The sequence below is a fragment of the Xinfangfangia pollutisoli genome (assembly GCF_020179405.1).
GTDB lineage: Bacteria > Pseudomonadota > Alphaproteobacteria > Rhodobacterales > Rhodobacteraceae > Pseudogemmobacter > Pseudogemmobacter pollutisoli.
In genome coordinates this window covers 1-26,386 of sequence record NZ_JAICBZ010000046.1, presented here as the reverse complement: position 1 = coordinate 26,386, position 26,386 = coordinate 1, and the positions used below count along the sequence as shown (strand labels likewise).

The following is a 26,386-nucleotide window of genomic DNA, read 5'->3' as shown; positions in this document are numbered from 1 at the left end:
CGACATCGGCCCGGCGGGCGGGCCGAGAGGATCTAGGCGCTTAGCCGGCTTCCGCTTCGGGGATGTCCAGCTGCGGCGCGCGCAGGCCCATGGCGATCCAGGCCTTCAGCAGCACCCAGAAAAAGCCCGGCGACTGGGTTTTCGCATTGGGAATGTCATCCGGCAGGGCCGCGCGGTCGGGCAGGTCGGCGGTCATCGTGCGCAGCTGCGGGGCGGGGGCGGTGCCCGCGGGCCAGAGGCTGGCATACAGGCTCAGCCAGTGGCCCTTCTGGAATTCAAGGAACAGCGGCGTGTTGCAGCAGGCCGCGACCACCCGGCGCGTCGGCGCATCGGGGCGCAGGCGATGGGCGCGCATCTGTGCCGGCGCGGGCAGCCGGACGCGATCCTTGCGATAAAGGACGAAGCCGGTCTCGCCCTGCGGGCCCAGCATCGGCCGCCCGCCCGTCAGCGCCTCCAGCCGCGCGGCGGCCTTGCGGCAGCTGTCGCAGCAACAGGCCACCGCGATCATCGGCGGGCCGGTCAGGGCAAGGCGGCACTGGCCGCAGCGGCAGGCAAGCTCGGTCATGCGCGGCATCTCCTTCTGCGCGACCCTAGCCTTTCCGCGCTGCGGCGGGCAATGTCGGAAACGGCGGGCCATATGCCGCGATCCGGCAATTTCCGGGGCGGCGCGCTGGTCTGATCAGCCTGAAGGAGCTGCCATGTCCATCCGCACGGACTTTCCCCATGCCATTGCCGAGACCGAGGACATGGGCATTCCGATGCCCGATGGCACCCGTCTGTCGGCGCGGGTCTGGATGCCGGCCGATGCCCTGGCGCAGCCGGTTCCGGCGGTTCTGGAATACATCCCTTATCGCAAGCGCGACGGCACCCTGCCGCGGGATGAGATGATGCATCCCTATGTGGCCGGCCATGGCTATGCCTGCGTGCGGGTGGACATGCGCGGCAATGGCGACAGCCAGGGGCTGATGGAGGACGAATATACCCAGGCCGAGATGGACGATGCCGTCGCGGTGATCGCCTGGCTGGCCGCCCAGCCCTGGTGTACGGGCGCGGTCGGGATGATGGGCAAGTCCTGGGGCGGCTTCAACTGCCTGCAGGCCGCCTTCAACCAGCCGCCGGCGCTGAAGGCGGTGATCTCGGTCTGCGCCACGACCGACCGCTTTGCCGATGACATCCATTTCAAGGGCGGCTGCCTTCTGGGCGAGAATTTCGGCTGGGGGGCGGTGATGCTGTCCTTCTCGTCGCGCCCGGCCGATCCTTTGCTGGTCGAGGATTGGCGCGGCGACTGGATCCGCCGGCTTGAGGCCGATCCCTGGCTGGCGCCGCGCTGGGCGCAGCATCAGGCGCGCGATGCCTATTGGGCGCATGGCTCGGTCTGCGAGGATTGGGCGCGGATGACCGTGCCGGTGATGATCTGGGGCGGCTGGGCCGACAATTACATGAACACGGTCGGCGCGCTGCTGACCCATGCGCCGGGGCCGGTTCAGGGGGTGATCGGGCCCTGGGGTCACAATTACGCGCATAGCGCGCTGCCCGGGCCGCAGATCGGCTTTCTGCAGATGGCAATCCGCTGGTGGGACCGCTGGCTGAAAGGCATCGAGAATGGCGCCGAGGCGGATCCGGCGCTGCGGGCCTATATCCTGCGGTCCGAGCCGCCCGATGCCTCGGCCGCGGCGCGGGAGGGGCATTGGGTGGCCGAGCGCGTCTGGCCCTCGGATCGCGTTCGCCCGATGGCGTTGCATCTGGCTTCCCCCGGGGGGCTGTCTGCCCCCCGGACCCCCCGAGGATATTTGCAGACAGATGAAAGCGGGGCGGCGTTTTCGGTTGAAATCGCCACGCCGCAGCATCTGGGGCTGCAGGCGGGCGAGTTCTTTCCGATGGGGCTGGCGGCCGAGATGCCGGGGGATCAGGCCGAGGACGATGCGCTGTCGGTCTGTTTCGACATGGCGCCGCTGGCCGAGGATCTGCAGCTTCTGGGCCAGGCCGAGCTGCGGCTGACCCTGTCTTCCGACCAGCCCCTGGGCTTTGTCGTGGCGCGGCTGTGCGATGTCGGGCCCGATGGCGCCAGCACAAGGATCTGCCATGGCATGCTGAACCTGTGCCATCGCGACGGGATGGACCGGCCGGCGCCGATGGTGCCGGGGCAGGGGGTGGACCTGGCCTTTCCGCTGGACCTGGCCGGCTATCGCATCGCCGCGGGCCATCATCTGCGGCTGGCGCTGTCGAATTCCTATTGGCCGTTCGTCTGGCCCTCGCCCCGGGCCGGCAGGCTGGTGCTGACCGGCGGGCGTCTGACCCTGCCGGTGCATCAGGGCGCCGATGTCGCCGAATGGCAGCCGCCGCCGGCCGAGCATGCAAGGCCCTGGGCGCATCGCGTCTTGCGCGCGGGCCAGACGCAGCGGCGGATCGAGCGCGATCTGCTGACCGGGCGGCGGGCTCTGGTCATCGAGGACGATCTGGGCGATCATGAGAACATGACCCATGGGCTGATCACGGGCGAAACGCTTTCCGAGCGCTGGGAAATCGACCCCGATGACCCCCTTAGTGCCCGCGCGCTGCAGCGCTGGGAGCAGCGCCTGTCGCGCGGCGGCTGGTCGGTGCGCACGCTGGCCGAGGCGGAAATGACCGGCAGCGAAACCCATCTGCGCCTGGCCGCGCGGCTGCGCGCCTGGGACGGCGAGACGCTGGTTTTCGAGCGCCACTGGGACGAGGAGGTCGCGCGCAGCTTTGTGTAGCCGGGCCGGGAAAAACCGTTGCCGCCCGGGCAAGTTCGCGGTTTATTGATTCCATAATCAACAAAAGAATCCCACGGCATCGCCCGGGGGAAGGACCACAGGGAGACGGATATGAACGACAAGCACACCCAGTTGGACTGGCTTATTTCCCGCGTCCGCAAGGGCGCGATGAACCGCCGCGAATTCCTGGGCCGGTCAACGGCTTTGGGCGTTTCGGCGGGCCTTGCCGGCGCGCTGTTCGGCAAGGTTGCCCTGGCGCAGGAGGCCAAGAAGGGCGGCACGATCCGCGTCGGCATGCAGGGCGGCGAATCGACCAATTCGCTGGATCCGGCGCTGGCCGCCTCGGAAGTGCCGTTCCAGGTCAACATGACCTGGGGCGAGATGCTGGTGGATGTGACCCCCGACGGGCAGATCGACCTCCGCATTGCCGAAGAAATCAGCTCCAGCCCCGATGCGACCGAGTGGAAGTTCAAGATCCGCAAGGGCGTGGAATATCATGACGGAAGCACCGTCACCGCCGAGGATGTGGTGGCGACGCTGAAGCGGCACACGGATGAAAAGTCGCAATCGGGCGCGCTGGGCATCGTCCAGGGCATTTCCGAGATGAAGGCCGAAGGCGACATGGTCACGCTGAAACTGTCTTCGGCCAGCGCCGACCTGCCCTATCTGATGGCCGATTACCACCTGATCATCCAGCCCGGCGGCGGCGTCGACGCGCCCGCGGCGGGCATCGGGGCCGGGCCCTACAAGGTCGTGGTGAACGAGCCGGGCGTGCGCCATACCTTCCAGAAGCATGCGAATTACTTCGACAGCTCGATCGGTCATGCCGACGAGGTCGAGATCCTGGTGATCAACGACAACACCGCCCGCACCGCCGCCCTGCAATCGGGCCAGGTCCACATGATCAACCGGGTCGACCCCAAGATCGTGGAACTGCTGAAAGGCGTGCCGGGCGTGCAGATCAAGGCCGTCGCCGGCCGCGGTCATTACGTCTTCATCATGCATTGCGACAAGGCGCCCTTCGACAACAACGACATGCGCATGGCGCTGAAATATGCGGTCAACCGGCAGGAACTGGTCGACAAGATCCTGGGGGGCTTGGGCTCGCGCGGGAATGACTTCCCGATCAACGCCGCCTATCCGCTGTTCGACGACACGATCGAGCAGCGCGATTACGATGCCGCCAAGGCCAAGGAATATTACGACAAATCCGGCCATGACGGCAGCCCGATCATCCTGCGCACCGCGCCGGGCGCCTTCCCGGGGGCGGTGGATGCGGCCAACCTGTTTGCCGCCTCGGCCAATGCCGCGGGCATTCCGCTGCAGGTGAAGCTGGAACCCGATGACGGCTACTGGTCGAATGTCTGGAATGTCGAGCCGTTCTGCGCCAGCTACTGGGGCGGCCGCCCGGTGCAGGACCAGATGTATACGACCGCCTATCTGTCGACCGCCGACTGGAACGACACCAAGTTCAAGAATGCCAAGTTCGACGAGCTGCTGCTGGCGGCGCGGGGCGAGTTGGATGCGGCAAAGCGCAAGGCGTCCTACAGCGAGATGGCGCATATCCTGCGCGACGAGGGCGGTCTGATCCTGCCGATGTTCAACGATTTCGTCTCGGGCGTGTCCGATACGATCGGCGGCTGGGTCGACGATCCGAATGGCGAGCTGATGAACGGCCGCAGCCAGGTCAAGTGCTGGCTGGCCTGAGGACCGCCCGGTGCATCCCGTCCTGAAACTGGTGGTCCAGCGCCTTGCGCTGGGCCTGATCCTGCTTCTTGCCTGTTCCGCGGTGATCTTCCTGGGCGTCGAGGCGCTTCCGGGGGATACCGCCCAGGCCATCATGGGCCAGTCGGCCACGCCCCAGGCGCTGGCCAACATGCGCGAGAAGATGGGGCTCGATCAGCCGCCGCTGACGCGGTATTTCCAATGGCTGGGCGGGGTGCTGACCGGCGATCTCGGCCTGGCGCTGACCAATGACGCCGATATCGCCCAGTCGATCGGCCAGCGCCTGGGCAATACGCTGTTCCTGGCGGGCTGCGCCGCCGCGATCTCGGTGCCGCTGGCGATCATCCTTGGCCTGATCGCCGCGCGCCATGCCGGCAAATGGCAGGACAAGCTGATTTCCGGCGTCACGCTGACCACGATCAGCCTGCCCGAATTCGTGGCCGCCTATTTCGTGATCTTCCTGCTCACCCAGGACAATGTGCTGACCCAGGCCATCGGCTGGGTCACCGGCGGCTCGGGCCGGCTTCTGCCCGTGGCCATGGTCTTTCCGGGCATGGGGTTCTGGGAAAGGCTGAACGCCGTCATCCTGCCGGTCATCGTGCTGGTCCTGGTGGTGCTGGCGCATATGATGCGCATGACCCGCGCCGCGATCCTGAACGTGATGCAATCGGCCTATATCGAAACGGCCGAGCTGAAGGGTCTGTCGCCGATGACGGTGATCTGGCGCCACGCCTTCCCCAATGCCATTGCCCCCGTCGTCTCGGTCGTGATGCTGAACATGGCCTATCTGGTCGTGGGCGTCGTCGTGGTCGAGGTGGTCTTCGGCTACAACGCCCTTGGCCAATATCTGGTCGATCACGTCACCAAGCGCGACCTGCCGGTGGTGCAGGCGGTGGGGCTGATCTTCGCGGCGGTCTATATCGTCCTGAACATGCTGGCGGATATCATCGGCATCCTCGCCAACCCGCGGCTGAGGCATCCGAAATGAGACTTCCCTTCACCCAGACCCGTCTTCCCCTGGCCGCCTTCATCGGCCTGAGCCTGACCGGCATCTTCCTGTTCTGCGCCGTCTTCGCGCAATGGATCGCCCCCTATCCGATCGACATGGCGGTCGGCGGCGTCTGGGAATCTCCCAGCGCGAAATACTGGCTTGGCACCGATACGATCGGCCGCGATATCCTGTCGCGCCTGATCTATGGCGGCCAGATCACCATCTTCGTGGCGCTTGCCTCTTCGGCGCTGGCCTTCTCGCTGGGCGCCTTCTTCGGCTTCTTCGCGGCGGTCAATGGCGGCTGGATCGACCAGACCCTGTCGCGCATCGTCGATCTGATGATGGCCATCCCCTCGCTGATCGTGGCGCTGGTGATGCTGTCGGTGCTGCCCTTGAACCTGACCGTCCTGATCCTGGTGATCGGCGTCTTGGACAGCACCCGCGTCTTCCGCCTGTCGCGCGCCGTCGCGGTGGACATCGCGGTGATGGACTATGTCGAGGCCGCCAAGCTGCGCGGCGAGGGCGGGGCCTGGGTCATCTTCCGCGAGATCCTGCCCAACGCCCTGTCGCCTTTGGTGGCCGAGTTCGGGCTGCGCTTCATCTTCGCGGTCCTGTTCATCTCGACCCTGTCCTTCCTGGGCCTGGGCATCCAGCCGCCTCTGGCCGACTGGGGCGGGATGGTGAAGGAAAACAAGGACGGGCTTGTCTATGGCAAATCGGCGGCGCTGGTGCCGGCCTTTGCCATCGCCGCGCTGGCGATTTCCGTCAACCTGGTGGCCGACTGGGTGCTGACCCGCACCTCCAGCCTGAAAGGAGGCCGCGGTGGCTGACGACACGCTTCTCGACATCAAGGGGCTGGTGATCGAAGCCACCTCCTACCCGCCGGGCGAGCCGCCGAAAGAGGTGACGCTGGTGCATGGCGTCGATCTGAAACTTCGGCGCGGCAAGGTGCTGGGGCTGATCGGCGAATCGGGGGCCGGCAAATCCACCATCGGGCTTTCCGCCATGGCCTATGGCCGCGGCGGGGTGCGGCTGACCCAGGGCACGATCACCCTGAACGGCCGCGACATCCGCCAGGCCAGCGCGCGCGATCTGCGCACGCTGCGCGGCAAGGAAGTGACCTATGTCGCCCAATCGGCGGCGGCGGCCTTCAACCCCGCCAAGCGGCTGATGGAACAGGTGATCGAAACCTCGCTGGCGCATGGCATCATGACCAAGCCCGAAGCCGAGGCGCGGGCGGTGATGCTGTTTCGCAAGCTGGGCCTGCCCAATCCCGAAGCCTTCGGCAACCGCTATCCGCATCAGGTCTCGGGCGGGCAATTGCAGCGCGCGATGACGGCGATGGCGCTGTGCCCCAAGCCCGATCTGGTGATCTTCGACGAGCCGACCACCGCGCTGGACGTGACGACCCAGATCGACGTTCTGGCCGCGATCAAGGAAGCGATCCGCGACACCCATGTCGCGGCCTTGTACATCACCCACGATCTGGCCGTGGTGGCCCAGGTCGCCGACGAAATCATGGTGCTGCGCCATGGCCGCCTGGTCGAGCATGGCGACACGGCGCAGGTGATCCATGCCCCGCGGCAGGATTACACCCGGGCGCTGGTCTCGGTCCGCTCGCTGGAGCATGAGGAGAAGCCCCCCGCGCCGCCGATCCTGCGGGTCGAAGGCGTGACCGCGCGCTATCGCGGCACGAATTTCGACGTGCTGAAGAACATCACCGTCGATCTGGCCCCGGGCCAGACGCTGGCGGTGGTGGGCGAGTCGGGCTCGGGCAAGTCGACGCTGGCCCGCGCCATCACCGGGCTTCTGCCGCCCACGCAGGGCCGCATCGGCTTTGCCGGCCGGCAATTGTCGCGCGAGCTGAAGGGGCGGACGAAGGACGACCTGCGCGAGATCCAGATGATCTACCAGATGGCCGACACCGCGATGAACCCGCGCCAGACCGTGGGCACGATCATCGGCCGGCCGCTGGAATTCTATTTCGGCCTGCGGGGGGCTGCGCGCGACAAGCGGGTGCAGGATCTTCTGGACCAGATCGAGATGGGCAAGGGTTTTGCCGACCGCTACCCGGCCGAATTGTCGGGCGGGCAGAAGCAGCGGGTCTGCATTGCCCGCGCGCTGGCGGCCAATCCGAAGCTGATCATCTGCGACGAGGTGACAAGCGCGCTGGATCCGCTGGTGGCCGATGGCATCCTGAAGCTTCTGATGGCGCTGCAGTCCGAGGCGCAGGTGGCCTATCTGTTCATCACCCATGATCTGGCGACGGTGCGCGCCATCGCCGACAAGATCGCGGTCATGTACAAGGGCGCGGTCGTTCGTTACGGCCAGAAATCCGACGTGCTGGCGCCGCCCTTCGACGATTACACCGATCTCCTTCTGTCCTCGGTGCCCGAGATGGAAATCGGCTGGCTGGAAAAGACCATCGCGCATCGCCGGATGGAAAGCGCCGGCAACTGACCCCGCGGCGCGATTTCTTCGAAGAAATCGCAGCGGAATTTTCGAAAATTCCGGCGCGGCCCGAAGGGGCCGCGTAGAGACGCGATAGAGACACAAGGAAGACAGAAGAAAGACCTGCGGAAGACATGACAAAACTCTTGCTCATCATCCTGGACGGCGTGCCCTACGCCAATTGGCGGCGGCTGTTCGGCAATCTGGAAGGCTGGGTCGCCTCGGGCGAGGCGCGGGTCTGGAAGATGCGCTCGGTCCTGCCCTCGACCTCGGCCAGCTGCTATGCCTCGATCCATACCGGCCTGCCGCCGCAGGTGCATGGGATCTGGGACAATGCCGATACGCGGCGGCTGGAGTTTCCCGACATCTTCTCGGAACTGACCCGGGCCGGAAAGAAGACCGGGGCGGTAACCCATTCCTATTGGTCGGAATTCTTCAACCGCGCGCCCTTCGATGTGGTGCGCGACATCGAATATGACGAACCCGAAGGCCCGATCACCCATGGCCGCTTCCACACGATGCATGGCTACGGGCATGTGAACCAGATGACGCCGGCGGATTACGATCTGTTCGGCACGCTGACGCGGCTTTGCGAAGTCAAATCAATCGACTACGGCATCCTCCATACCTGCACGCTGGACAGTATGGGCCACCGTTTCTACCACGATTGCGAAGAGATGGATGATGCCTGTTTCAAGATGGATGCCACGCTGGCGCCCTTTGTCCATCGCTGGCGCAAGGCGGGCTATGAGGTGATCGTGACCGCCGATCACGGTCAGGATGCGCGCGGCCATCACGGCGGCGCGGCCGAGATCCAGCGCGATTTCGCCTTCTATTATTTCGGCGGCGCCGACATGCCCGCGCGCGATGTGGTGCTGGACCAGCTGGCCCTTGCCCCCTCGATCCTGACCCGCATGGGCGTGCCGGTGCCGGCAAGCATGAAGGCCGCGCCCTTCATGACGGCCTGAGCGGGGACCCGAATTTTCGTCGAAAATTCGGGCACTTCGCCCCCTATTGGGCGTAATCGGGCGCGTCCTTGTCCAGGATCGCGCGGATCTCGCGCAGGTGAAAATCGGCGGCGCCGGGATAGTCTTCCCATTCCCGCGCGGTCTTTTCGGCAACCTCTTCCGAAAGATGGCGCAGCTTCTGCCCGGTCTGCAGCGCGCGGATATAGGTCTCGGCCGCGCGTTCGAAGTAATACAGGCGGTTGAAGGTCTCGGCCACCGTGCGGCCGATCACCAGCACCCCGTGATTGCCCATGACCATGGTCGTGACCTTCGGATCCTGCAGCATCTGCGCGCAGCGCGCGCCCTCGTCACCAAAGGCCATGCCGCCGTAATGGTCGTCGACGACATGCCGGTTGTGGAACATGGCCGTGTTCTGGTCAATCGCCGGCAGGCGCGAGTCGGCCAGGCTGGCCAGCACGGTTGCATGCACCGAATGCACATGCATGACGCAGCGCGCATGCGGGCAGGCGCGGTGAATGCTGCCATGCAGGCCCCAGGCGGTGGGGTCGGGCGCATCGGCGCGCTGCATGGTTTCGGGATCGTCCGCGTCCAGCTCCAGCAGCGACGAGGCGGTGATCCGGCTGAAATGCCGGCCGTTCGGGTTGATCAGGAAGCGGCTGCCTTCGGGGTTCACCGCCAGCGAGAAATGGTTCGCCACCGCCTCATGCATGTTCAGCCGCGCGGTCCAGCGGAAGGCGGCGGCCAGGTCCTGGCGGGCGGCCTGATGGGTCAGATTGTGATGCAATGTCATGGGCTTCCCTCGAAGGGCCAGTGGCCGGTGGCAAAGGCCGTAATGGTGGCGGTGATCAGGGCGAAACTGTCGGCGGCGCGCGGCACGGTCTTGCGGGCGCGCAGATAGCCATGGACAAGCCCGGTCGCGGTGACGGCGCGGGCCCGGCCGCCGGCGGCGGTGATCGCCGCGGCATAGGCAGGGGCGTCGTCATGCAGCGGGTCGCATTCGGCGCCAATGGCCAGGGTCATTGGCAGGCGGGTGAAATCGCGGTCCTGCAGCGGCGAGACCGTCGGATCCCCCGGCGCAGGCGCTTCGCCGCCATGGCGGATGCCGGCATAGAAATCCAGATCGGCGCGGGTCAGCATCGGCGCCTGTGCATGGGTTTCGTAGCTGCCCTGCGTCCGGTCGCCGCCAAGGCCCGGATAGATCAGCACCTGGCCCAGGATGCGCGGATCGCGAAGGCGATGCGCCGCCGCGGCGCAGAGATTGCCGCCGGCGCTGTCGCCTGCCAGCACCAATTGGCCCGGCACCGCCGCGATCACGGCGCAGACATCGTCAAACGCGGCGGGGTGGCGGTGTTCGGGCGCCAGCCGGTAATCGACGGCGATCACCGTCAGCCCGGTCGCGGCGCGGATCTCGGCGCAGACATCGTCATGGCTGTGCAAGCCGCCCACGACATAGCCGCCGCCATGGCAATAGATCACCGTGGCCGGCCCGGCGCCCGGATAGCGCCGGCAGGGCACGCCGCCGATGGTCAGATCCTCGGCCGTCACGCCGGGCGGGTAGCCCTGAAAGAACAGCCGGCACATCGCATCATAGATCCGGCGCTGATCGGCGATGGTCAGGCTGGCGGTGTCGGGCGGATAGGCGGCATCCGTGGCGCGGATGAAGGCCCAGGTCGGGGCGTCGATAAGGCTTTGGTAATCTGGATCTGCCATGCTGATCTCCGGCGCGAACGGGTCTGGGGCGACGCGTCGGGGGCACTGTGCGGGGTTTCGCGCGTTCGGGCAACCGGGCAGGGCTGGGGCGGCGCCGGGCGCGGGACAAGGCGGCGGAAATGTGGCGCATTGGCGCGATGTTTTCTCGAATATCCCGCAATGTTAACCAAATTGCCCGGCATACCGATGGCAGGCGAACAGCTGCCAGGGAGACGGGCCATGCATTTCACGCGCGATTTCGATCGGGTTTCCGCTCTGCCTGTCGGATGGCGGATCCGGGTGCTGGTCCTGGCCGAGACCGAGGCCGACCCGCTGGTCGACCGGGTGGCCACGCTGGGGGGGCCGGTCGAGGTGGAGGTCGAGCTATACGCCGCGCTGTCGGCGATGATCGACGATCCGTCGGGCTATGGGCTGTTCGTGATGGATTGCGACCGTTTCGGCGGGCTTGAGGCCGGGGAACGGGCGCGTCGGGCGCTGGTGGCAGCGGGGCTGCAGATTCCGGTGCTGCTGATCAGCCGCGATGTGCCGCGGCATGACTTCCCCGAAGAGCGCGCCTTGCCGGTGATGCTGCGCGCGCCGGTTTCGGCCGTGGGGCTGCGGGTCGGGTTCGAGCATGCGCTGCGCGACCGGCTGGTCTGGCGCGCGGCCTAAGCGGCGCCGGACGAAGGGTTCGGATGGCTTGTCCGTGCGGGGTCTTCCGCAGCTCCGGCGGACCCGCGGGGGACCGCCGGAAAGGGCAATCCTGGAGATCAGGCGAGGGCGAGGTTCGTCGCCGATTCGCGGCCGTCGCGGCCGGTTTCGATATCGAAGGTCACGGCCTGGCCGTCCTTCAGGCCACGCAGGCCGGCGCGCTCCAGCGCGGTGATATGCACGAACACGTCCTTGCGGCCGCCTTCCGGGGCGATGAAGCCATAGCCCTTGGTTTCATTAAACCATTTCACGGTGCCCTTGGCCATCGTGAGTTCTCCTGTTGCTGCCGCCCGCGGGAGTGCGGCGGCCCGGCGCAGTCAGCTGAGGTCGAGGCTGTGCCGAGGATCGGAGACAGGTCGAAAAAGATAACGTCGCGGGCCTGATATGCCGTAAAACAAGGGTTATTTCAAGCCTCGGTCCGGCGGCGCCGGGTGCTGCGCCGCCGGTGTCTGGCCAAGGCCAGAAGGCCGTAGATCACGGCTGTGGCCATCACGCCCGCCACAGGCCAAACTGCAATCGCCACCAGCACCGGAACTTTGAAGGCCCAGTAACTTGCTGCTGCGACCACCAGCCCGATCACACTGCCGATCGTAAAAACCAGAAGTACCATTCAATCACGACCGTTTTACACCCGTTCCACAAATATGCCGCAATTCGTAGCAAAGCCCAAATGAATGATATTCGAATCGACGGAATTCTTTGCGCAAATAACATCAATCTGGATGGAAGCCGGCGGTTTTGCACTTGCGCTGCGGGTCGGGCGTGTTCCGGTGCGTTGTTGCACCGAATAAATCGGTGAATTTCAGACGGATTTGGCGCGCGAAACCCGGGTGCGACGGTCTGACACAGCTTCGGGTTGTGTGCCGGCCAGGCTGGCGAGAATCAGCAGCATCGCCAATACCAGCCCACTGCCCGACCAGACGGCCAGCGCCGCAAGCGGGCCAAGCCCGGCAATCAAGGTGGCCAGGGCCAGAACAAAGCCTGCAACGCCTGCAATGACAACAAGAATGGGTGCCATGATTTCCCTCATTACCCTTCCATCATGCCGTGAGGCCGATGGCGAAATTGGGGCCGGCGCATGGAAAGCCGAAGGCGCGGGGACAGGATTTGCAGCGACCGCGCCGATTGGCGCAAAAGCCCGCCGGGGCAGGGGCCCGGGGGCCCCCGCCGGCTCGGGTCAGAAGACGTCGAGCAGATACAGAATGATGATGATCGGGATCGGAATGCCGATGACCCAGGCCAGAATGCCCTTCATATGCGCTCTCCTTTGACGGATGGACTTGCCGGGCAAACGCGTCTGCCTGCGGTCGGTTCCCCGGCTCAGGGTCCGCAGATCGGGCGATCGTGGAAAAACCAGTCGCGCACCCGCGGGGTCAGGCCGGGGGCGGTCAGGTAAAGCAGATGCCCGGACTCGGGCCAGAGGCAGATCTGCCCGCCCATCTTGCCGGCCAGGGCGCGAATCTGCGGCAGGGGAAAGACCGGGTCGCGCCCGCCATGCAGGAAGGTGATCTGTGGGCCCGGCCCACCCGCGCGGGCGGGCAGGGTCCAGCCCAGCAGATCGCGGGCCTGGGCGCGGGTCTGGCCGCCCTTCGGCGGCTCGATCCGGTTGCGCCACTGGTCCAGCACCGCCAGGCCCCGGGCGCGGCGGGGCGGATCCTGGCGCCAGCCGGGGCCCAGCAGCAGGGTGATGGTGTAATTCTCCCAGACCCGGCGGCGGTTCAGGCTGCCCTCGTCCAGCGCGGCCGCGGCCAGTTGCGGTCCGGCGCGCAGCAGGGCCAGCAATGCGCCGGGAAAGGGTGTGGCCGAGGACAGGGCGGCCACCTTGACCCGCCCGGGGTTGGAAATGCGGCCGGCCGCGGTCAGGGCGATGGCGGCGCCGGTGGAATAGCCCATCAGGTTGATGCGCGCTTCGGGGTAGCGGGCGGCGTATTCGGCCACCCATTGCGCGGCGCGGTCGATGTCCAGCGGCGTGGACAGCGGCTGCCCCTCGGTGCCGGGCAGGCGGTATTCCACGACCAGATTGCGCGCATCGCCCCAGGTGATGGCGGGGCCGAAGATCTGCGCGGTGGTCAGCGCGCCGGGCAGAAGGAAGGTGACGCTGTCCGGCGCGCGGGCGCTGCCCGAAACCGGGGCCAGGGGCGGTGGCGTGCCGGGCGCGGGCGCCGGGCCCGCACAGGCGGCCAGCAGCGCCACGGCAAGCGCTGCAAGGCCGGGCAGACGAGAAGGCAGGCGCGCGGACATGGCCCATCCTGCCCCGGTGCGGCGGGCGGCGAAAGGGGGCTGGGGGCAGGCGCCAAAGGCCTGCGCAGCAAAAAGGGCGGGAGTGACCCGCCCTTTTCGTCCGAATGCCGGAAAAGCGCCCGCCCTAGCGGGTGAACTTCTTGTACTTCACCCGCTTCGGCTCGACCGCGTCGGGGCCCAGGCGGCGGATCTTGTCCTGTTCGTAATCGTCGAAGTTGCCTTCGAAAAACTCGACATGGGCGTCGCCCTCGAAGGCCAGGATATGGGTGCAAAGCCGGTCCAGGAAGAAGCGGTCGTGCGAGATGATCACCGCGCAGCCGGCGAATTCCTCGATCGCGGCTTCCAGCGCCTGCAGGGTTTCCACGTCCAGATCGTTGGTCGGTTCGTCAAGCAGCAAGACATTGCCGCCGGATTTCAACAGCTTGGCCATATGCACCCGGTTGCGTTCGCCGCCCGACAGGATGCCGACCTTCTTCTGCTGGTCCGAGCCCTTGAAGTTGAACGACGAGCAATAGGCGCGGCTGTTCACCTCGGCATCGCCCAGGACCACGATGTCCAGACTGTCCGAGATTTCCTCCCAGACGTTCTTGTTCGGATCCAGGCTGTCGCGCGACTGGTCGACATAGGACAGCTGCACCGTCTCGCCCAGGGTGATGGTGCCCGAGTCGGGCTTTTCCTGGCCGGTGATCATCTTCATCAGCGTCGACTTGCCGGCGCCGTTCGGGCCGATCACGCCGATGATCCCACCCGGGGGCAGCATGAAGGACAGGTTGTCGATCAACAGCTTGTCGCCCATCGCCTTCGAGACGCCCTCGAATTCGATGACTTTCGAGCCAAGGCGCGGCCCGTGCGGGATGATGATCTGGGCGCGGCCGACCAGTTCCTTGACCGACTCGTCCGCCAGTTTCTCGTAAGCGCTGATCCGGGCCTTGGATTTGGCCTGACGGGCCTTCGCCCCGGCGCGGATCCATTCCAGTTCCTTTTCCAGAACCTTCTGCTTGGCCTTGTCTTCGCGGGCTTCCTGCGCCAGCCGCTTGGCCTTGGCATCCAGCCACGAGGAATAATTGCCCTCATGCGGCAGGCCGCGGCCGCGTTCCAGTTCCAGGATCCAGGTGGTGATGTCATCCAGGAAGTAGCGGTCGTGGGTGACGGTCAGGATCGTGCCCTTGTAATCGATCAGGTGCTTTTGCAGCCAAGCGATGGTCTCGGCATCGAGGTGGTTCGTCGGTTCGTCAAGGAGGAGCATGTCCGGCTCTTCCAGCAGAAGCTTGCACAGCGCCACGCGGCGGCGTTCGCCGCCCGACAGGGTCGAGACATCGGCATCATCCGGCGGGCAGCGCAGGGCCTCCATCGCGATATCGACCTGGCTGTCGAGATCCCACAGGTTCGCGGCGTCGATTTCATCCTGCAGACGGGCCATTTCCTCGGCCGTGTCGTCCGAGTAATTCATCGCCAGCTCGTTGTAGCGGTCGAGCTTGGCGGTCTTGGCCTTGACGCCTTCCATGACATTGCCGCGCACGTTCAGCTGTTCATCCAGCTGCGGCTCTTGCGGCAGATAGCCCACGGTCGCGCCCTTGGCGGCCCAGGCCTCGCCCTGGTAATCCTTGTCCCAGCCGGCCATGACGCGCAGCAGGGTGGATTTCCCCGCGCCGTTCACGCCGACGACGCCGATCTTCACGCCGGGCAGGAAGTTCAGGCGAATATTCTCGAACACCTTCTTCCCGCCGGGATAGGTCTTCGACACGCCGTCCATGTGGTAGACATATTGATAGCTGGCCATCGGGATCTCCTGTCGCGGGTTGCGGCTGATCTAGCCGTCCGGGGCCAAAGCTGCAACCGCTGCGGCAGGGAATCACAGGGCTTTGGCAAACCAATGCGTGGCGGGGAAGCTGGTATAGGGCGCGGTCTCGGCCCAGCCGGTGGATCGGTACAGCGCCAGGGCCGGCGCCAGGGCCTCGTTGGTGTCAAGAAGAAGCCGCGCATAGCCCAAGGCGCGGGCCCGGTTTTCGGCGGCCGCCATCAGCCGGCGGGCCAGGCCCTGGCCGCGCGCCTGGGGGGCAACCCAAAGCCGCTTCAACTCGCCCGTATCGGCCGAGTGGCGGTGCAGCGCGATGCAGCCCAGGGGCTGGCCCGCGGCTTCTGCCAGCAGGAAGGCGCCATCGGGCGGGCGGTAGGTCGCGGCATCGGGCAGGGGCAGGGGCGGCGGCGTCTCGCCGGGGACGGTTTCGGCCAACAGCGCGAAATAGGCGGAAAGGCAGGCCAGAGCGGCGGGCTCGTCCGGGTCGGCATCGCGGATCAGGGGCGGTTCCATGCGGTATATGGGGCAAGGCGGCGGGCCTGGGTCAAGCGGGAAGGGTTGACTTTGCCGCCGCGCGCCCCGGATGAAGGCGCTTCGGGGGGAAGGAGACCCAGGGGCAGATGCGGCAGGGATTTCCGGTGGCGCGGCGGGGGATGGTGATCGGGCTTCTGGGCGGGTCTTTCGACCCCGCGCATGAGGGCCATGTCTCGATCACCCGCGAGGCGTTGAAGCGGATGGGGCTGGACCGGGTCTGGTGGCTGGTCACGCCGGGCAACCCGCTGAAGCCGCGGCCTCCGGCGCCCTTGGCGCAGCGGCTGGCGCATGCGCGGGCGCTGATGCGGCATCCGCGGGTCGAGATCACCGATCTGGAGGCGCGGCTGGGCACCCATCTGACGGCCGACACGCTGGCGCGGCTGCGGGCGCTGTATCCGGGTGTCACCTTCGTCTGGCTGATGGGGGCGGACAATCTGGTGCAGCTGCACCGCTGGGCGCGCTGGCGCCGGATCATGGCGCAGGTGCCCGTGGGCGTGCTGGCGCGGCCCGGATCGGGCTTGCGGGCGCGGCTGTCGGTGGCCGCGCAGGTGTTCCGCGGCAACCGGCTGCGACGGGGCGAGAACCTGGCCGCGGCGCGCCCGCCGGCCTGGGTGTTCGTCAATGTGCCGATGAACGATGCCTCGTCGAGCGAAATTCGTGCACGGGGCGGCTGGCGGCGCGGCGGCGGATGAGCCCGGGCCGCGGCTCTGGTGCCGGGTCACGTCTTCGCGACTGGCAGCGGGCGGCGAATCGGGTATCACGGGCGGCAAACGGTACGGGGGAAGACGGGTGATCACGCGGCGTGGGATGCTGGCCGGGATTCTGGCGGGAACGGCGCTTCCGGTCTGGGCGGAAGGGATGGACAGCTCGGTTCGGCCGCGGCCCAAGGGCCAGGGCCAGGTCTCGGGCGGGGCCAGCGCACCCGCGGCGCCGGTGCAGGTTCAGGATGCCGAGGCGCTGGTGACGGCGGCCAAACTGACCGGCACGGTGGGCTTCGTGGTGGCCGATGCCGCGACCGGCAAGGTGCTGGAAGCGCGCGCGCCGGAAACCGCCATGCCGCCGGCCTCGGTCGCGAAGGCCGTCACCTCGCTTTTCGCGCTGGAGCGGCTGGGGGCGGGGCATCGCTATGTCACGCGCGTTCTGGCCACCGGCCCGATCGAGGCCGGCGTCCTGAAGGGCGATCTGGTGCTGGCGGGCGGCGGCGATCCGACGCTGGAGACCGATCAACTGGGCGATCTGGCGGCGCGGCTGGCGAAATCGGGGCTGAAACGGGTGACCGGGCGGTTTCTGGCGGCCGATGGCGCCCTGCCGCGGATGGACGCTTTGGTCCCCGATCAGCCGGTGCAGGTGGGCTACAACCCCGGCCTGTCGGGGCTGAACCTGAACTTCAACCGGGTCTATTTCGAATGGAAGAAATCCGGCGGCGACTGGACCGTGGGCATGGATGCGCGGGGCGCGCGCTTCGTGCCCGCGGTCAATCTGGTGCGCATGGCGGTGAAAAAGCGCCAGTCGCCGCTTTACACCTATGATCGCGGCCCCGAGCGCGAGGATTGGACCGTCGCCTCGGGCGCGCTTGGCACCAAGGGCGGCAGCCGCTGGCTGCCGGTGCGGCTGACCGGGCGCTACACGGCCGAGGTGTTCCGCACGCTGGCCCGGGCCCAGGGCATCGACCTGCCGGCGGTCGAACTGGTCGCCGCAGCGCCAAAGGGCCGCGAGATCGGCCGGATCGAAAGCGAGGCCTTGCCGGCGATCCTGCGCAGCATGCTGAAATTCTCGACCAATCTGACCGCGGAATGCAACGGGCTGACCGCCAGCGGCGCGGGCACGCTGGCCAGATCGGGGACTGCGATGAGCGACTGGGCGCGGCAGAATTTCGGCGTCGATGCGCGATTCGTCGATCATTCCGGCCTGGGCGGCGCCTCGCGCATTTCGGCGGCGGATATGGTGAAGATCCTGTCGGCCGCGCATGTGCAGGGCCGCGGGCTGAAGCCCCTTTTGCGCGATGTCGGAATGAAAGATGACAAGGGCGCGGTGATCAAGGGCCACCCGGTCAAGGTGGTGGCGAAATCGGGCACGCTGAACTTCGTCTCGGGCCTGGCGGGGCATATCACGCCTCCGGCCGGGCGCGAGATGGTGTTTGCGATCTTCACCGGCGATCCGACGCGGCGCGATGCGGTGCCGGTTGCGGCGCGCGAGCGGCCCGAGGGGGTGGAAGCCTGGATCAAGCGGTCGCGCCGGCTGCAGGGCCAGCTGATCAGCCGCTGGGCCGGGCTTTACGCCTGAGCCCTGCGGCGATCCTAGGGCTGCATGTGCCGCACCCTTGCGCCCCATTCGATCGCCGCGGCATGCAGCCGGTCGACGCCCAGCTGTTCGCGCACCTCTTCCAGCATCTGCAATTCGGTCTGGCTGTGGCGGCCGTCCGAGGTGACGACATCGCAGGCCAGCGCATAGGCGGTTTCCGCCAGGCGCGGCGGCAGACTGTCGCGGATCAGGCCGAACAGCGCATCCAGCCCGTCTTCCTCTTCGAACAGGTCAAAGACGGTGCGCGCGACCCGCCGGATGCGATCGGCATCATAGGCGGCGAAGACCGGCAGGTGATTGACCATGCGGGTGATCGCCACCAGCTCGGCCGTGCGCATGTCCTGATCCGAGGCCGAACAGGCGACCATGATCGCCACAAGCGCATCCTGGGCGGAAAGGGCGGGGGTGTCGATCATCGGGCTCTCCCTAAGGTTGAGGCAGAGATTATTGACGGGGCGGGGCCACGGCAATAGAGGACGGGGGTCCGCGGCGCGGGGTCGCGGCAGCAGGGGAAGATGGTATGGCGAGCTTGCGTGAAGCGGCGATGAATTCGAAGGCCTGGCCCTTTGAAGAGGCGCGTGCGCTGCTGAAACGCTACGAGAAAGCGCCGCCCGAGAAAGGCTATGTCCTGTTCGAGACCGGCTACGGCCCCTCGGGCCTGCCGCATATCGGCACCTTCGGCGAGGTGGCGCGCACGACGATGATCCGCCGCGCCTTCGAGGTGATCTCGGACATTCCGACCCGGCTGATCTGTTTTTCCGACGATGTCGACGGGATGCGGAAAGTCCCGGAAAACGTGCCGAACCAGGCGCTCTTGAAGGCGAATATCCAGAAGCCGCTGACCTCGGTGCCCGATCCGTTCGGCGAATTCGAAAGCTTCGGGCATCACAACAACGCGATGCTGCGGCGGTTCCTGGACACGTTCGGCTTTGAATATGAATTCATCTCGGCCACCGAATTCTACAAGTCGGGCCGGTTCAACGACACGCTGCGCCTGGCGGCGGAACGCTATGACGCGATCATGGCGATCATGCTGGCCAGCTTGCGCGAAGAGCGCCAGCAGACCTACAGCTGCTTCCTGCCGATCCATCCCGAGACGGGGCGGGTTCTGTATGTGCCGATGAAAGAGGTGAATGCCAAGGATGGCACCATCACCTTTGACGACGAAGACGGCCGCGAATGGACGCTGCCGGTGACCGACGGCCATGTGAAGCTGCAATGGAAGCCCGATTTCGGCGCCCGCTGGGCGGCGCTGGATGTGGACTTTGAAATGTACGGCAAGGACCACAGCACCAATACGCCGATCTATGACGGGATCTGCGAAGTGCTGGGTGGCCGCAAGCCCAACCATTTCACCTATGAGCTGTTCCTGGACGAACACGGGCAGAAGATTTCCAAGTCGAAGGGCAATGGGCTGACCATCGACGAATGGCTGACCTATGCGGCGTCGGAATCGCTGTCCTATTTCATGTATCAGAAGCCCAAGACCGCGAAGCGGTTGTGGTGGGATGTGATCCCCAAGGCGGTGGATGAATATCACCAGCAGCTGCGCGCCTTCCCCGATCAGACGGTGGAGCAGCAGGCGGCGAACCCGGTCTTCCACATCCATCATGGCAAGCCGCCCGAATCGAAGATGGTGGTGTCCTTTGCCATGCTGCTGAATCTGGCCTCGGTGGCCGGGGCCAAGGATGCGGCGGGGCTTTGGGGCTTCATCCGCAAATATGCGCCCGAGGCGAGCCCCGAGAACAACCCCGATCTTGACGCTGCGGCGGGCTTTGCGCTGCGGTACTACACTGACAAGATTGCGCCCTCGCGGGTGTTCCGTCTGCCCAGCGACAAGGAACGCGCGGCGATCCTGGATCTGCGGGCGCGGCTTGCGGGTTATGACGGGCCGGTCGAGGACGAGGCCCTGCAGAACATCTGCTATGCCGTTGGTAAGGATCATGAATTCGATCCGCTGCGCGACTGGTTCAAGGCGCTGTACGAAGTGCTGCTGGGCGCCAGCGAAGGCCCGCGCTTCGGCGGATTCGTGGCGCTTTACGGTGTCAAGGAAACGCTGGCGCTGATCGACCGGGCGCTGGCGGGCGACCTGGTCCAGGGCTGACGATCCAGGGAAGGGGCCGGCAGTCGCAAGACGCCCGGCCCCGGCCTTCTCCGCTTCCCAACCGTTGCCCAAAGCCGCGCCGCGCCGCGCGGCGGGCTGAGATCCGGTTAACCCTTCCTTGATACCTCCCTTGCCCCAAGGCGCGAGACCCCGGGGTGGGCCCGCGTCCGGTTTCGGATCGAACGGGCAAGGGGACGGATCAGATGAACAAGGCGATTACCGACGGGCTCGTGCTGATGCCGCCGCCCTTTTCGGCGGGGCTGAACCAGTGGTCCAGCGCGAACGGCCTGCCGGGGGATGCCAGTTACAGCGGCGCGCCCAATGCGGCCCTGGTGACCAATGACCAGGATTTCGCCGGCTGCCTGGAGCTGCAGAAGACCTCGTCCACCCAGAAGCTGCGCGCCTTCGCCGAAACGCCGCTGCGGCCTGACATGTATATTCGGGTCAGCGCGCGGGTGAAGGCGGTGTCGGGCAATCTGCCCGCGGTGCGGATCGCGGCCTGGGCGGGCAATCTGGGCGGCGCGAATGTGGGCTCGGTGCCGCAGACCGCCAGTTCGGTGCAGCTGACCAGCTATGGCGAGGTCGTGACGGTGCAGGCGATCATCGGCGCGGGCAATCGCACCGGCGTCGACCTGGTCTGGGGGCTGCAGCCGGTCTTTGCCCATGTCGGGCTGGATCTGACCGGGCCGACCGGCGGGGTGGTGCGGATCGACGATATCGTGGTCGAGGATGTGACCGAGGTCTTCCTGCGCGATATGGTCGATGTGGTCGATGTGCGTGATTACGGCGCGGTCGGCAATGGATCGACCAATGATTTCGCGGCCTTCCAGGCGGCGGATGCGGCGGCCGCGGGCCGGACGATCCTGGTTTCGGCGGGCAGCTATCTGATCTCGGGCAATCTGACGGTCAATGCGCCGATCCGCTTCATCGGCACGGTTACCCAGCCCGCGGCCAACCGCATGGTGCTGACGCGGAATTTCGATCTGGACACCTACGCCGCCGCCTATGGCAACGATGAAGAGGGGTTCCGGCGCGCGCTGCAGGCGCTGTTCTATTTCAGCGATCACGTTACCTTCGACATGTCGGGCCGGCGGGTCGATCTGACCGGCCCGGTCGATGTGGCCGATGTCTCGGGGTTGAGCAGCTTCTCGACGCGGCGCATCCTGCGCAATGGCTCGATCAATGCGGTCGCTTCTTCCAACTGGAACACCACGACTGTCACCTCGGTTGCGACCTATGCCACCGCGAATTCCACCCGCCTGACCGCGGTTGCCAATGTGGCCAATGTGCCGGTCGGCGCGCTGGTCAGCGGCACGGGCGTCGGGCGCGAGGTCTATGTGAAGTCGAAGAATGTGGGCGCCGGCACGATCGAACTGTCGCAGCCTTTGTACGGCGCGGCGGGCACGCGGACCTACACCTTCAAGCGCTTCAAATATCTGCTGGATTTCTCGGGCTTCTCGGTGCTGTCGCTGTTCGAGATGCATGCGATCGAGTTCAATTGCCTGGGCCTGTGTTCGGGGGTGATGATGCCGCTGGCGGGGTCGGTCAACCGCTTTGACAGCTGCACCTTCAACCGGCCAATGGATCGCGGCATCACCTCGACCGGGTCGGGCTGTCAGGGGCTTTTGCTGGACTACTGCCAGTTCCTGTCGAACGAACAGGCGCTGGATGCGCAGAACCGCACGACGATCGCGCTGAACGTGCAGGCGAATGACGCAAAGATCCGCAACAACCGCATCGTGCGCTTTCGCCATTTCGCGGTGATGAACGGCACCTCGCACATGATCTACAACAACCACTTCTTCCAGGGCGACGATGCCACGGCGGGGGTGCGGGTGGCGGGGCTGGTCTTCACCCAGACCAATGTGGCGACGGTGGTGCAGGGCAATTACGTCGACAATTGCTTCATCGAATGGGGCAATGAGCATGACCCCGAACCGGCCTTCTCGAACGAATTCTCGTTCGGCGGGCTGAACCTGATCGGCAATATCTTCATCGCCTCGGATGTGTCCTCGGCCTTCCGCTGGATCGTGATCAAGCCCTATGGGGCGGGCCATTTCCTGAACGGCTTCACCCTGGTCAACAACACTTTCCGGGTGTTCAGCGCCACGGTCGACCGGGTCGAGGCGCTGGACACCAGCTTCGCGACGCTGGATTTCAGCCGTTCGCGCGATGTGCTGGTCGAGGGCAACACGTTCAACCAGGTCAACCAGCGCATCGCCAACCCGATCGTGACCGATCACAGCCAGAACACCGAGGCAGCAACCTGGACCGTCGATGCCTCGGCCTATATCCCCTTCGGCGGGCGGATCCGCATGGTGGAAAGCGTGCAGCCGACCAGCAATATCACCAACGCCGCAGGCGTCGTGCGCTACACCATGCCCAATGCGCTGGCCGGGCAGGGGGCGGGGGGCGACCATGTCAGCCTGCGCTGGGGCGAGGCGGTGAAGGGCTCGGCCGTGGTGCGGATGCGGATGGACGTGCCGGCCTGAGGCGCGCAGGGACGGTCGGTGCCGGACGGGCGCCGGCCGTCAGGTCAGCGGGGTCATCACCGCCTTGCGATAGGCCGGCCGCTCGGTCAGGCGCGCGTACCAGTTGGACAGCGCCGGCACCGCGGGCCGCTCGATCGGCAGGTTGAACCAGCCATAGGCCAGGCAGCCGAGCGGGATATCGCCAATGCCGAAGGCCGCGCCCGAGAACCAGGGCGCACCGGCAAGCCCGGCATCGGCGCGCTGCATCAGCCGGTTGGTCTCGGCCGTGCCGCGCGCCATCGCCTCCGCATCGCGGGTTTCGGGCGTCAGGCGGACCATGTTCCAGAACATGTCGCGGAAGGGCTGGGCGAAGGACAGCGAGGTCCAGTCCATCCATTTCTCGGCCGCGGCCCAGGCCTTGGGATCGGCGGGCGCGAAGGGGGGCTGGCCATATTGCCGGGCCAGATAGCGCACGATGGTGTTCGATTCCCACAGCACCAGCCCGTCATCTTCCAGGCAGGGCACCAGCCCATTGGGGTTCAGCGCCCGATACTCGGGCGTATCGACCACGCCGAAGGCGCCGCCGGCGTCTTCGCGCGTGTAGGTCAGCCCCAGCTCCTCGGCGCACCACAGCACCTTGCGCACATTCGACGAATTGACGCGGCCCCAGATCTTCATCGCTGCCCTCCGGTCGGATCGACCCCGGCATAGCGTGGATCGCGGGGCCGCGCCATCATCTTGCGCGGTCAGGCCGCCGGATCGGGAAGTGCGGGGGTGGGCGCGACCAGATCCTCGGGTGCCAGCCGGAAGGCGCGGGCGAAGCCGCCGTTCAGCAGCGCCGATTGCGGCACCAGGCGGACAAAGGCGAAATCGGGCAGGTCGATATAGGCGATGGCCTTGGGATTGCGCGTCAGCCAGCGGTCGCGCAGCGCCGCGCGCTCGGCGGCATCGGCGGGCAGGAACTGGGCGCGGGCGCGGATCATCAGCCGCGGATGGGTCATCGGGTCGCCCTTGGCGCCGACCTCGCCCACCATCAGCGCGCAATCCGGCCGCGCGCGCAGCGCCGCCGTATGCGGGGCAAGGCCCGAGATCAGCGTCAGCGGGCCCGCTTCGGGATCCAGCGCAAAGGCGATGCGGCTGATGCCGGGCAGGCCGGTTTCGGCATCGGACCAGGCCAGCGCCGCATGGCCCGCCTGGGCCAGAAGGTCATGGGCCTCTTGGCGCGAATCGGCATCGGCGGCGGCGACGGGATCGGAACGTTTCATCGGTTTTCTTTCCGGAGCAGTTGACAAAGGGGCTGGCGGGGGAGTGATCTGTCGGCATTTGACGCCCGACCAGCCGGCATTTCCGGCGCGATCCCTTGCTGGACAAGATCATGACCGAGCTGACCGGCCGCCACAAGAACGCGGCGGATTTCCTTCCCAAGATCATCACGGTCTGGCGCGAGGGCTATGGGCTTTCCGACCTGAAGGCGGATCTGCTGGCCGGGCTGACGGTCGCCATCGTGGCGCTGCCCCTGTCGATGGCCATCGCCATCGCCAGTGGCGTCGGGCCCGAACGCGGGCTGTACACTGCCATTGTCGGCGGCTTCCTGGTCTCGGCGCTGGGCGGCAGCCGCTATCAGATCGGCGGGCCGGCGGGGGCCTTCATCGTGCTGGTCTCGGCCTGCGTGATGCAGACCGGCATCGAGGGGCTGATCACCGCGACCTTCCTGTCGGGTTTCGTGCTGATCGCGGCGGGTGGGCTGCGGCTGGGCACCTATATCCGCTACATCCCCTATCCGGTGACGGTGGCCTTCACCGCCGGGATCGGCATCATCATCTTCGCCAGCCAGCTGAAGGACCTGTTCGGGCTGACCCTGCCCGGGGCCGAGCCCGCGCCGATCCTGGACAAGCTGGCCACGCTTTGGGCCGCGCGCGGCACGATCACGCCGGCGGCGGTGGCGATTGCGGCCCTGTCGGCCGGGGTGATCCTGGGCCTGCGGCGCCTTGCGCCGAAATGGCCGGGCATGCTGATCGCGGTGGCGCTGACCGGGCTGGTGGCCGTGCTGTTCCACCTGCCGATCGAGACGATCGGCTCGAAATTCGGGGCGCTGCCCAGCCTGCCGCCGGTGCCGGCCCTGCCGGTGCTGGACCGGGCGCATCTGCTGGCGGCGCTGCCTTTCGCGCTGTCCTTCGCGCTTCTGGGCGCCATCGAGTCGCTTCTGTCGGCCGTGGTCGCCGATGGGATGAGCGGCACCCGCCACCGCTCGAATGCCGAGCTGGTGGGGCAGGGGGTGGCCAATATCGGCTCGGCGCTGTTCGGTGGCTTCTGCGTCACCGGCACCATCGCCCGCACCGCAACCAATGTGCGTGCGGGCAGCCGAGGGCCGGTTTCGGGCATGCTGCATGCACTGTTCGTCCTGGGCTTCATGGCGCTGGCAGCCCCCCTGGCCGCCTATATCCCGCTGGCCGCCCTGGCCGGGGTTCTGGCCGTGGTCAGCTGGGGGATGATCGAGAAAGAGGAACTGGTGGCGCTGGTCCGCTCGTCCTGGGGCGATATGCTGATCGTCGCCGCGACCTTCCTTCTGGTGGTGTTCCGCGACCTGACCGAGGGGATCGTCGTGGGCTTTGCCCTGGCCGGGCTGGTCTTCATCAAGCGCATGTCGGATGCGACGGCGCTGGACCGGCCGGCCGAGGATGCGCCCGAGGGCGGCGGGCATCGCGGCGGGCTGATGGTCTACCGGCTGCACGGGCCGTTCTTCTTCGGCTCGGCCGCGCAGGTGGGCGCGGTGCTGGACCGGATCTCGGACCGGCCGGCGGGCTTTGCCATCGACTTCACCGATGTGCCGCTGATCGACAGTTCCGGCGCGCGCAGCTTTGCGCTGCTGGCCCGGCGGGTCGAGCGGCAGGGCGGGCGGCTGACCATTCTGGGCGCCCGGCCCGAAGTGCGCCAGGTCTTGCTGGCACAGGGTCTGCGGCCGCCGGCCGTGCGCTATCTGGCCGGCCCGGCCGATCTGGAAGAGGCGCTGGCGCTGCCCCCCGAAACTGGGCCTCAGAACGGACCCCAGACTGGGCCCCAGACCGGGCTCTAGGCCGGTCCCTGGAATGGGCCCGGGGCGACCGTTCCCCCGGCCGAATCAACCGCACCGCGAAACTGACGCTGGGTCAGTGCCCGGCCCGCGACGGCGGGGCGCGACACTCTGTCCGCGTGGCATAATCCGCACAGCCGATACGGAATTCACGCCTTCTCGCGGGGTTGTGAACGCGCAGGCTGTTGAAATGCCATGTCAAAATTGCCGCATTTTTGACCGATTTGCAGGTTTGACATCAAATCAGTCAACAAATTTACAGGAAAGTGTTTGCGTTAAAAGGGGTTACGCAATCTTTGACGGCGCGTTACTGTGACTGCGGAGGAAATCGTGCCGGAAGGTCGGTGCGATGGGGCTGCGGGCCGCTGGCTCGACCCGTGGCAGGTATCAGGGGAGGACGCCATGAAGGATCAACCTGTCGCCAGCGGCATCTATCCGGCTTCGGACGAGTTCATCGCCAAGGCGCATATCAACGCCGAACAGTATGACAAGATGTACAAGGCCTCGGTCCAATCGCCCGAGGCCTTTTGGGCCGAGCAGGGTCAGCGGATCGACTGGATCACGCCGTTCAGCAAGGTGAAGAACACGAATTTCGAC

The 26,386-nt window shown here is 66.6% G+C and carries 25 protein-coding genes; 13 read left to right on the top strand and 12 right to left on the bottom strand.

The features are described from left to right. Positions 1–40: 40 nt before the first annotated feature. Complete coding sequence (locus K1Y73_RS13815; RefSeq protein ID WP_225028891.1) at positions 41–565, bottom strand: GFA family protein; 525 nt, start codon at positions 563–565, stop codon at positions 41–43. A gap of 133 nt (positions 566–698) precedes the next feature. Here K1Y73_RS13815 and K1Y73_RS13810 point away from each other — a divergent pair, with 133 nt between their 5' ends. The 6 genes from K1Y73_RS13810 to K1Y73_RS13785 all read left to right on the top strand — a co-directional run bounded on the left by K1Y73_RS13810 (position 699) and on the right by K1Y73_RS13785 (position 8,870). Continuing rightward, complete coding sequence (locus tag K1Y73_RS13810) at positions 699–2,735, top strand: CocE/NonD family hydrolase (protein ID WP_225028890.1); 2,037 nt, start codon at positions 699–701, stop codon at positions 2,733–2,735. Positions 2,736–2,846: 111 nt separating this feature from the next. Then, entirely contained in the window at positions 2,847–4,442 is a 1,596-nt protein-coding gene (locus K1Y73_RS13805) for an ABC transporter substrate-binding protein (RefSeq protein WP_225028889.1), read from the top strand. 10 nt (positions 4,443–4,452) lie between these two features. Continuing rightward, the gene (locus K1Y73_RS13800) at positions 4,453–5,448 is read left to right on the top strand and encodes an ABC transporter permease (protein WP_225028888.1); all 996 of its coding nucleotides are present in this window, start codon (positions 4,453–4,455) and stop codon (positions 5,446–5,448) included. Then, positions 5,445–6,281 (top strand): ABC transporter permease, encoded by an 837-nt coding sequence (locus K1Y73_RS13795; RefSeq protein ID WP_225028887.1) that lies wholly within the window; start codon positions 5,445–5,447, stop codon positions 6,279–6,281. The genes K1Y73_RS13800 and K1Y73_RS13795 overlap by 4 nt, the downstream gene beginning before the upstream one ends. Then, the gene (locus K1Y73_RS13790; protein ID WP_225028886.1) at positions 6,274–7,911 is read left to right on the top strand and encodes an ABC transporter ATP-binding protein; all 1,638 of its coding nucleotides are present in this window, start codon (positions 6,274–6,276) and stop codon (positions 7,909–7,911) included. The genes K1Y73_RS13795 and K1Y73_RS13790 overlap by 8 nt, the downstream gene beginning before the upstream one ends. Before the next feature lie 125 nt (positions 7,912–8,036). Continuing rightward, positions 8,037–8,870 (top strand): alkaline phosphatase family protein, encoded by an 834-nt coding sequence (locus K1Y73_RS13785; RefSeq protein ID WP_225028885.1) that lies wholly within the window; start codon positions 8,037–8,039, stop codon positions 8,868–8,870. Positions 8,871–8,913: 43 nt separating this feature from the next. Here the strand turns inward: K1Y73_RS13785 and K1Y73_RS13780 are convergent, their stop codons facing one another. Together K1Y73_RS13780 and K1Y73_RS13775 are read right to left on the bottom strand one after the other, a co-directional pair. Then, positions 8,914–9,660, bottom strand: coding sequence for a class II aldolase and adducin N-terminal domain-containing protein (locus K1Y73_RS13780; protein WP_225028884.1), 747 nt, complete (start codon positions 9,658–9,660; stop codon positions 8,914–8,916). After that, complete coding sequence (locus K1Y73_RS13775; protein WP_225028883.1) at positions 9,657–10,580, bottom strand: alpha/beta hydrolase; 924 nt, start codon at positions 10,578–10,580, stop codon at positions 9,657–9,659. The genes K1Y73_RS13780 and K1Y73_RS13775 overlap by 4 nt, the downstream gene beginning before the upstream one ends. Positions 10,581–10,799: 219 nt before the next feature. Here K1Y73_RS13775 and K1Y73_RS13770 point away from each other — a divergent pair, with 219 nt between their 5' ends. Next, the gene (locus K1Y73_RS13770; protein WP_225028882.1) at positions 10,800–11,231 is read left to right on the top strand and encodes a hypothetical protein; all 432 of its coding nucleotides are present in this window, start codon (positions 10,800–10,802) and stop codon (positions 11,229–11,231) included. A gap of 98 nt (positions 11,232–11,329) precedes the next feature. Here the strand turns inward: K1Y73_RS13770 and K1Y73_RS13765 are convergent, their stop codons facing one another. The 6 genes from K1Y73_RS13765 to K1Y73_RS13740 form a co-directional block, all read right to left on the bottom strand. Then, positions 11,330–11,536, bottom strand: coding sequence for a cold-shock protein (locus K1Y73_RS13765; RefSeq protein ID WP_225028881.1), 207 nt, complete (start codon positions 11,534–11,536; stop codon positions 11,330–11,332). A gap of 140 nt (positions 11,537–11,676) precedes the next feature. After that, on the bottom strand, positions 11,677–11,880 hold the full coding sequence (locus K1Y73_RS13760; protein WP_225028880.1) for a hypothetical protein: 204 nt from the start codon (positions 11,878–11,880) through the stop codon (positions 11,677–11,679). 192 nt (positions 11,881–12,072) lie between these two features. Continuing rightward, positions 12,073–12,288 (bottom strand): hypothetical protein, encoded by a 216-nt coding sequence (locus K1Y73_RS13755; RefSeq protein WP_225028879.1) that lies wholly within the window; start codon positions 12,286–12,288, stop codon positions 12,073–12,075. Positions 12,289–12,590: 302 nt separating this feature from the next. Further along, complete coding sequence (locus K1Y73_RS13750) at positions 12,591–13,511, bottom strand: alpha/beta fold hydrolase (protein ID WP_225028878.1); 921 nt, start codon at positions 13,509–13,511, stop codon at positions 12,591–12,593. Positions 13,512–13,635: 124 nt separating this feature from the next. Next, positions 13,636–15,291 carry an energy-dependent translational throttle protein EttA gene (gene ettA, locus K1Y73_RS13745; protein ID WP_225028877.1) on the bottom strand — a complete coding sequence of 552 codons (1,656 nt, stop codon included), beginning with the start codon at positions 15,289–15,291 and terminating at the stop codon, positions 13,636–13,638. A gap of 72 nt (positions 15,292–15,363) precedes the next feature. Then, positions 15,364–15,822, bottom strand: a complete 459-nt coding sequence (locus K1Y73_RS13740) for a GNAT family N-acetyltransferase (protein WP_225028876.1) — start codon at positions 15,820–15,822, stop codon at positions 15,364–15,366. Positions 15,823–15,929: 107 nt separating this feature from the next. Between K1Y73_RS13740 and K1Y73_RS13735 the strand changes: the two genes are divergently transcribed. Together K1Y73_RS13735 and dacB are read left to right on the top strand one after the other, a co-directional pair. Further along, the gene (locus tag K1Y73_RS13735) at positions 15,930–16,535 is read left to right on the top strand and encodes a nicotinate-nucleotide adenylyltransferase (RefSeq protein ID WP_225028875.1); all 606 of its coding nucleotides are present in this window, start codon (positions 15,930–15,932) and stop codon (positions 16,533–16,535) included. Between the two features lie 97 nt (positions 16,536–16,632). Next, positions 16,633–18,126 (top strand): D-alanyl-D-alanine carboxypeptidase/D-alanyl-D-alanine endopeptidase, encoded by a 1,494-nt coding sequence (gene dacB / locus K1Y73_RS13730; RefSeq protein ID WP_318248242.1) that lies wholly within the window; start codon positions 16,633–16,635, stop codon positions 18,124–18,126. Between the two features lie 14 nt (positions 18,127–18,140). Here the strand turns inward: dacB and K1Y73_RS13725 are convergent, their stop codons facing one another. Continuing rightward, complete coding sequence (locus K1Y73_RS13725) at positions 18,141–18,560, bottom strand: tellurite resistance TerB family protein (protein ID WP_225028874.1); 420 nt, start codon at positions 18,558–18,560, stop codon at positions 18,141–18,143. A gap of 104 nt (positions 18,561–18,664) precedes the next feature. Between K1Y73_RS13725 and K1Y73_RS13720 the strand changes: the two genes are divergently transcribed. Together K1Y73_RS13720 and K1Y73_RS13715 are read left to right on the top strand one after the other, a co-directional pair. Then, positions 18,665–20,248, top strand: coding sequence for a lysine--tRNA ligase (locus K1Y73_RS13720; RefSeq protein ID WP_225028873.1), 1,584 nt, complete (start codon positions 18,665–18,667; stop codon positions 20,246–20,248). A 203-nt stretch (positions 20,249–20,451) separates the two neighbouring features. Beyond that, a complete protein-coding gene (locus K1Y73_RS13715; protein ID WP_225028872.1) occupies positions 20,452–22,740 on the top strand; it encodes a glycosyl hydrolase family 28-related protein in 2,289 nt (762 codons plus the stop codon). A 39-nt stretch (positions 22,741–22,779) separates the two neighbouring features. On the opposite strand, the gene K1Y73_RS13710 is transcribed toward K1Y73_RS13715, so the two are convergent. Together K1Y73_RS13710 and K1Y73_RS13705 are read right to left on the bottom strand one after the other, a co-directional pair. Further along, the gene (locus K1Y73_RS13710) at positions 22,780–23,397 is read right to left on the bottom strand and encodes a glutathione S-transferase family protein (protein ID WP_225028871.1); all 618 of its coding nucleotides are present in this window, start codon (positions 23,395–23,397) and stop codon (positions 22,780–22,782) included. A gap of 68 nt (positions 23,398–23,465) precedes the next feature. Next, positions 23,466–23,984, bottom strand: a complete 519-nt coding sequence (locus K1Y73_RS13705) for a HugZ family pyridoxamine 5'-phosphate oxidase (RefSeq protein ID WP_225028870.1) — start codon at positions 23,982–23,984, stop codon at positions 23,466–23,468. Positions 23,985–24,094: 110 nt separating this feature from the next. Between K1Y73_RS13705 and K1Y73_RS13700 the strand changes: the two genes are divergently transcribed. Together K1Y73_RS13700 and K1Y73_RS13695 are read left to right on the top strand one after the other, a co-directional pair. Continuing rightward, the gene (locus K1Y73_RS13700; RefSeq protein ID WP_225028869.1) at positions 24,095–25,792 is read left to right on the top strand and encodes a SulP family inorganic anion transporter; all 1,698 of its coding nucleotides are present in this window, start codon (positions 24,095–24,097) and stop codon (positions 25,790–25,792) included. A gap of 399 nt (positions 25,793–26,191) precedes the next feature. After that, positions 26,192–26,386, top strand: a 195-nt coding sequence (locus tag K1Y73_RS13695; protein ID WP_225028868.1) for an acetyl-coenzyme A synthetase N-terminal domain-containing protein, incomplete at its 3' end; no start/stop codon positions are given.